This is a genomic window from Acinetobacter lwoffii, from assembly GCF_024129715.1.
Lineage (GTDB): Bacteria > Pseudomonadota > Gammaproteobacteria > Pseudomonadales > Moraxellaceae > Acinetobacter > Acinetobacter lwoffii_U.
Map to the genome: position 1 here is coordinate 1 of NZ_JAMXXM010000044.1, position 6,649 is coordinate 6,649.

7 protein-coding genes and 2 pseudogenes are annotated in these 6,649 nt (G+C 38.3%); 5 read left to right on the plus strand and 4 right to left on the minus strand.

Annotated features, from left to right (window positions below):
- The 3 genes and pseudogenes from NI462_RS14480 to NI462_RS14490 all read left to right on the plus strand — a co-directional run.
- The coding region (locus NI462_RS14480; protein WP_253161188.1) for a multicopper oxidase domain-containing protein at window positions 1-683 on the plus strand (683 nt) is incomplete at its 5' end.
- Window positions 670-1,590: a copper resistance protein B gene (locus NI462_RS14485; protein WP_074947800.1), complete on the plus strand. Its 921-nt coding sequence runs from the start codon at window positions 670-672 to the stop codon at window positions 1,588-1,590. The genes NI462_RS14480 and NI462_RS14485, both read left to right, overlap by 14 nt.
- A gap of 23 nt (window positions 1,591-1,613) precedes the next feature.
- Window positions 1,614-1,811, plus strand: a pseudogene (locus NI462_RS14490) (hypothetical protein); the annotation flags it as partial.
- Window positions 1,812-1,827: 16 nt separating this feature from the next.
- On the opposite strand, the pseudogene NI462_RS14495 reads toward NI462_RS14490, so the two are convergent.
- A pseudogene (locus NI462_RS14495) lies at window positions 1,828-2,020 on the minus strand (DDE-type integrase/transposase/recombinase); the annotation flags it as partial.
- 6 nt (window positions 2,021-2,026) lie between these two features.
- Between NI462_RS14495 and arsH the strand changes: the two are divergent.
- Together arsH and NI462_RS14505 are read left to right on the plus strand one after the other, a co-directional pair.
- Window positions 2,027-2,521: an arsenical resistance protein ArsH gene (gene arsH, locus NI462_RS14500; RefSeq protein ID WP_010117055.1), complete on the plus strand. Its 495-nt coding sequence runs from the start codon at window positions 2,027-2,029 to the stop codon at window positions 2,519-2,521.
- 167 nt (window positions 2,522-2,688) lie between these two features.
- Window positions 2,689-3,777, plus strand: a complete 1,089-nt coding sequence (locus NI462_RS14505; RefSeq protein ID WP_253161190.1) for an ArsO family NAD(P)H-dependent flavin-containing monooxygenase — start codon at window positions 2,689-2,691, stop codon at window positions 3,775-3,777.
- A 327-nt stretch (window positions 3,778-4,104) separates the two neighbouring features.
- On the opposite strand, the gene feoB is transcribed toward NI462_RS14505, so the two are convergent.
- The 3 genes from feoB to NI462_RS14520 form a co-directional block, all read right to left on the minus strand.
- Window positions 4,105-5,934 carry a ferrous iron transporter B gene (gene feoB / locus NI462_RS14510; RefSeq protein ID WP_026444403.1) on the minus strand — a complete coding sequence of 610 codons (1,830 nt, stop codon included), beginning with the start codon at window positions 5,932-5,934 and terminating at the stop codon, window positions 4,105-4,107.
- On the minus strand, window positions 5,924-6,184 hold the full coding sequence (locus NI462_RS14515) for a FeoA family protein (RefSeq protein WP_004665962.1): 261 nt from the start codon (window positions 6,182-6,184) through the stop codon (window positions 5,924-5,926). Before NI462_RS14515 ends, feoB begins: the two co-directional genes overlap by 11 nt.
- An 11-nt stretch (window positions 6,185-6,195) precedes the next feature.
- The coding region (locus NI462_RS14520) for a cation efflux transmembrane domain-containing protein (protein WP_253161193.1) at window positions 6,196-6,649 on the minus strand (454 nt) is incomplete at its 5' end.

Below are 6,649 nucleotides of genomic sequence, written 5' to 3' on the forward strand. Positions count from 1 at the left end.
ATGATATGTCTTCTATGAAAGGCATGAATCACGATATGTCTTCTATGAAAGGTATGGATCATGATATGTCTTCTATGAAAGGCATGAATCATGATATGCCGATGAATAGCGCTACTGTTAAGGCGGCTTCAGACAAGAATGATAATACCGTATTTGGATGGGCAAATGCTTCAACACCTGAAGGTAATAAAGCATTGCAATATAGTGATTTGCAATCGTTAGATCCTCAAAAAGACACTCGTGCAGCTGAACGTGAAATAGAGATCCGTCTTGGTGGAAACATGGAGCGTTATATTTGGACAATAAATGGTAAAAAATTTAATGAAGCCGACCCACTAGTGGTGAAGTATGGTGAACGTATTCGCTTAAAATTTGTCAATGACAGTATGATGGCTCACCCAATGCACTTACATGGCATGTTTATGCAGCTTGAGAATGGTCAGGATCCAAGCAATATGCCAAACAAACATACGGTAATTGTTCCACCTGGGAAAACGATAACCACTCTACTCACAGCTGATGAGTTAGGTGAGTGGGCTATTCATTGTCACCTGCTTTACCATATGAGTGCAGGAATGATGAATAAACTCATTGTAGCTCAAGTGGAAGATGGTAATTCTACAAAGACTGTTGCTCAGCCCCCAATAAGTGAGAAGGGAGTAAATCCACATGCAAATCACTAAGAATTTCTTCTCAAAAACAGTCTTATCAATTGCATTAATAAGTATATCAAACTTAACTTTTGCTAATAGCAGCACTTCGGAACAAGAAAGTAATATTACAAATGGTATGAGAGTCTTATTACAGGAGTCTGGTGGCTTAAGATATAGCCCCCAAGAATTGTATCCAGAATATTATTCAATGGAAAATGCAAATGGGGGAGATAATATTATTCTGACCGCAAGAAAGAGATCAGCCCCATCTCATGATGATCATCTTAAAGAACATGGTGGACAAATTTATCAAACGACAAAATTTGAAAATGAATGGATGGTTGATGAAGACGGTAAGGGCAACCTAGGAACAAAGTTTGAAACTTTAATTGGAACAGATGAAAATCGTCTATTTATTGAAGCCAATTCGGAAAAGTCAGAAAGTAATGATCCAAAATATGCTGTATCAGCACTTTATAGCCGTAACGTAGCCCCATTTTGGGATGTACAAGCTGGGGTAAGATATAGTGAAGATAAAAATAACAGCAGCAGCGATCGAGTGGATGGGGTTATTGGTATATTAGGTCTAGCTCCTTATTTCTTTGAAACACAAGCATATCTTTATGGCGGTGAGAATAATTTTTGGGGAGCAAGTTTTGAATTAGAACGTGATTTGCTTTTAACTCAGAAACTTATTACTCAACCTTATATCGAAGCAGATGTAATATTTAGCGATGATTCTAACTATGCTGCAAAATCAGGTTTATCAGAACTAAAAACTGGTATCAAAACTAGATATGAGATTACTAAGCGATTTAAACCTTTTATTGATATTGCTTATCAGTATGAAAAAGGACAGCAAGATACTTTTATGCAAGAGGCTACTAATTCCGAAAAAGGGTGGAAATATGGTGCAGGCATCGAATTAGTTTTTTAAAATAGTATGATTTGGATTCATGAATGGTAGCTTCGGCTACTATTCATGAATTATTACTATTTATTTTCGAATCTGTAAAACTAAAAAAGCTTAATTTTTGGTCTATTTTTATGCAGTGGTTAAAAACATGCTTATCGCTGTTTTTATCGTTTGCTATTCTTTTAGTAGGATCGGCTGCTACTACTTCGTCTGTACATCATCGGTGTTTAATGCCATCTGAATAGATGCATGTGGCATAGCCGTCTTCATCGATTTGAATCCTAAAGTGGCCCTAATGATCCGCTTTAGCTTGCCATGATTACATTCGATCACGTTATTTTTATACTTAACCTGCCTGTACTCAAGATCTGGTGGACATTTTCTTTCCCATTTTAACCGTGACAAAGCACCTCCATATGTGTGCTTTATCTGTATCTATCACTTGTGGGGCCTTCCTTTGCCAGAAGATGCGGATACTGAGCATCCAAAAGTAAAAGAACTGCATGAGCTTCTTGCATGGTCTGAAGGTATGGTCTGGTGTTCACCTGAACGTCATGGTTCTATGAGTTCCATTTTTAAATCACAAATAGACTGGATTCCACTTGCAGGAGGAGCAATCCGTGCTACCCAAGGTAAAACCCTTGCCTTGATGCAAGTCAGTGGTGGATCACAGTCATTTAACAGCCTGAACCAGATGCGTATTTTGGGGCGGTGGATGCGGATGATCACCATTCCAAATCAGTCTTCAATTCCGAAAGCTTTCTTGGAATTCGAAGAAGATGGACGAATGAAGCCTTCAGCTTTCTATGACCGGATTGTGGATGTCATGGAAGAGTTATTTAAGTTCACTCTACTGACTCGTGGTCAAAGCAAATACCTGACTGATCGTTATTCTGAACGCAAGGAATCGGCTGAAGAGTTGTCCAAGCGTGTAAATCAGCGCAGTTTATAAATGCTGGATGGTATTAAATACTGCGCCTCATTGCCAGGTCAGTAACACTTTTATGCTGTACCGATGAAGTGCTGTTAAAGGTACAATGAATATTGTAAAAACCCAGTCTTCATGATTGGGTTTTTACATTAAAGAAGTCAGAGATAAATAAGGAAAAGGTGAAGGCTTTGAACCAGAAACAGACTGAAACTGATGTGATCATTATCGGTGGTGGGCAGGCCGCTTTATCTACCGCTTATTTTTTAAAGCGCAAGAAAATCCCATTCATTATATTGGATGAGCAAAATCAAGCGGGGGGTGCCTGGCTGCATACCTGGGAGTCATTGCGTCTTTTTTCTCCTAATACCTGGAGTTCTCTATCCGGTTGGATGATGCCCATCACTGAACAGACCTATCCAACACGAAATGAGGTGATCCAGTATTTATCGGCTTATGAACAGAGATATCAATTTTCGATTGTTCGTCCAGTACATGTCGATCGTGTGGAATCGAAGGGAAAGTATTTAGACGTATATGCTGGAGAAAAGTTTTGGCGAGCCAAGGTGGTGGTCAGTGCAACAGGGACATGGCGCCAGCCGTTTATTCCTGATTATCCGGGACAGGAAAACTTTCAAGGCACGCAGTTACATTCAGCCCATTACCTGAATGCAGATCCATTTAAAGATAAGAAAGTCATCGTGGTGGGTGGGGGGAATTCGGGCGCGCAAATACTAGCTGAGGTTTCACAAGTTGCTGAAACCATTTGGGTCACAAAAACTCCGCCTCAATTTTTACCTGATGATGTCGATGGTCGAGTACTGTTTTTAAGAGCAACTGAGCGTTTAAAAGTACAACAAGAAGGAAGAAAAGTTGACCAGCCAATAGGTGGCCTAGGTGATATTGTGATGATCGATAGTGTCAAAGAGGCAAAGAATAGAGGAGTCTTACATAGCCGTCCACCTTTTCAATCTTTAGCTACAGATGCAGTTATTTGGCCAGATGGAAAAAAAGAGAAAATTGATGTGATTATTTGGTGTACTGGATTTAAGGCTTCATTAAATCATCTAAAAAGTATAGATATAGTAGAGCGAGATAACTTTGTAGAAGTTCAAAATGGAAGGTCTATTAAGTTACCTAACTTGTGGTTAGTTGGATATGGAGATTGGACAGGTATGGCATCTGCAACATTAATTGGCGTTTCTAGAACAGCGAGAGCTACAGTAGATGAGATCTTCACTTATCTACAAGAAATTAATACTAAAAAATTTTCAGAATAATTATCCATATCGAGTATAAGAATTTTAGAATCGGTTTTGTGTCTAGGCTACTGGGAGCATTCCAATATTTTGATTATTATTTCACTAAAAGTGTCTACAAGATCATGCTATTCATTAAGCCATAATTTTTGATATTTAAACCTAATTTCATGAATTGCACTAAAAAGAGGGAACTCTTTCATAATTTATAATTAAATTAGAAGTTTTCTTAGGAAGCTGTTTAATATTATTGATATCTATACAGTTTTTCTTGTAAAAGCGCTTCATTTATAGTGAGTATTTCAATAAAATAAGGGAGCTAGCTCCCTTATTTTATTCATTTGCTAATTAAAAATTACTCGCAACTTGATATGTGATGAATGAAAAGATGTAGGCTAATGCAAACAAATAAGTTGCCATAATGATGGGCTGTTTCCAGCTGCCAGTTTCTCGTCTAATTGTTGCTAACGTAGCAAGACAATGGGGAGCAAAAATAAACCATACCAATAATGATAAACCTGTGGCTAACCCCCATCCATCCGGGCCTGAAATTTGACTTAACAGACTTTGAGTTACTGTATCTTCATCACCTGACATCGCATAAATCACCCCAAGAGCAGCAATTACAACTTCCCTTGCTGCCATAGCAGGAATGAGTGCAATACATATTTCCCATGTAAACCCAATAGGCGCAAATATAGGATGAATTAAATGCCCTAACTGACCAGCTAAACTATAGTTAATGGCCGGCATGCTTGCATTATCTGGTGGTTGAGGGAACGTGACTAGCACCCATAACAAGATAGACAGTGCGACGATAATGCCACCAACTCGTTTTAAGAAAATAGTTGCCCTATCATATAAGCCTAATGCAATATTTCTAATATCTGGAATTCGGTATGTGGGAAGTTCAAAAATAAAAATACTTTCAGTTTTATCTTTTCGAACCAATTTCAGAAACACTGAAACTAATAACGCTGAGACTATTCCCGACATATAAAGACCAAAAAGGACTAATCCTTGCAGACTTAACCAGCCGTAGATTAATTGGTTCGGAATAAATGCCGCGATCAATAAAGCATATACTGGCAATCTTGCTGAACAGGTCATCAAGGGTGCAATCATAATTGTTGCTAATCGGTCCCGTTCAGAGCTGATACTTCTGGTTGCCATAATTCCGGGAATGGCACAAGCAAAACTGGATAGCAGAGGAATAAATGAACGGCCGCTAAGCCCGGCTTTAGACATTAATTTATCTAAAAGAAATGCTGCCCGGGGTAAATAGCCTGACTCTTCAAGCATTAAAATGAAGAAGAATAAAATCAAAATCTGAGGCATATATGCAAGCACGCTACCTGCACCAGCAATTACCCCATCCACAACCAAGCTTTTTAATAGAGGATGTTGGATTAGTGGTCCAATAAAATCACTGAGCCATGCGACAAAATTTTCAATGAATTCAATAAAAGGCGTTGCCCATATAAATACCGCCTGGAACATCACAAACATGGTTAAAGTTAAGATTACTAAACCCAATACAGGATGTAGAAAAATTTTATCTAGAAATGCGGTTCTTTTATCACCACTGTCATTATTTAAAATAACTTGTTTGGTGATTTGTTTGACCTGTTCAAAATGACTTAATTCAGAATGATAAGGAGTAATAAAAAGATTTTTTTGATCTAATTGATTAATTAAATCTTGAATTCCTTTTGTTTTAACTGCGACAGCTTCAACTACAGGGATACCTAACAGTTGAGACAGTTTATCCTTATCAATGGAAATACCACGCTTTTTGACCTCATCCATCATATTTAATACAAGAATCATAGGGCGATTTAGAGCACGAACTTCGAGAACCAAGCTCAAATGTAAGCTTAAATTTGTGGCATCTACAACGCATATAAAAATATCGGGTAGAATTTCACCTTTTAGCTCGCCCAAACAAACTGCCCTGGTGACTTCTTCATCTAAACTACTAGGTTTTAAACTGTAAGTTCCGGGTAAGTCCAATACTCGTATTGCATCACCAGAAGGTAATTTAAAAGAACCTTCTTTTCTTTCTACGGTAACCCCAGCATAGTTGGCAACTTTTTGTCGCGTACCAGTAAGCGTATTAAATAAAGAGGTTTTTCCGCAATTTGGATTACCGACTAATGCAATGTTCTTAATCTTCATTGGATACTAACTCTACAAAAATTCTTTCAGCTTCATTCTTTCTTAATGCGAATCTTGAAGTTTCAATTTGAACTAAAACAGGATCTCCGCCAAAAACACCTTTAGCGAGTACTTGTAGAGTTTCACCCTCTCTAAAACCTAATAGTTGGAGCCGTTCCAATACGGGATCAGTGGTATGACTGTATTGATTACCTTTTTTGAGATCTCTAATTTTGACGATCTGATTTTGTTTAACTTGAAATAGATTCATTTTCGATACTCTTACTTCAAAGCCAAAATCTTTCGAGCACCATTAAGCACGAATAAAGAAACCAGGATGCCAATGATTAAGTCTGGGTAAGCTGATCCCGTCCACGCCACGAGTACACCGGCAAATATAACGCCCATATTTACCACAACGTCATTCGCCGAGAAAATCCAACTGGCTTTCATATGTGCGCCATCTTCTCGATGACCAGAAATAAGATATAAGCATGTCACGTTAGCTATAAGTGCGAGCAGGCCAATAACAATCATGAGCGTTGATTCTGGCTCGCTTCCAAACATGAATCGTCTAATGACATCAATAATCACGATGACAGCAAGTAATAACTGAATCCAACCTGCGAAATGGGCTGCTTTCACTTGATATTTCGCAGCTTTTCCGACGGCATATAGCGCAATACCATAAACGGCTGCATCGGCAAACATATCTAGAGAATCAGCAATCAATCCT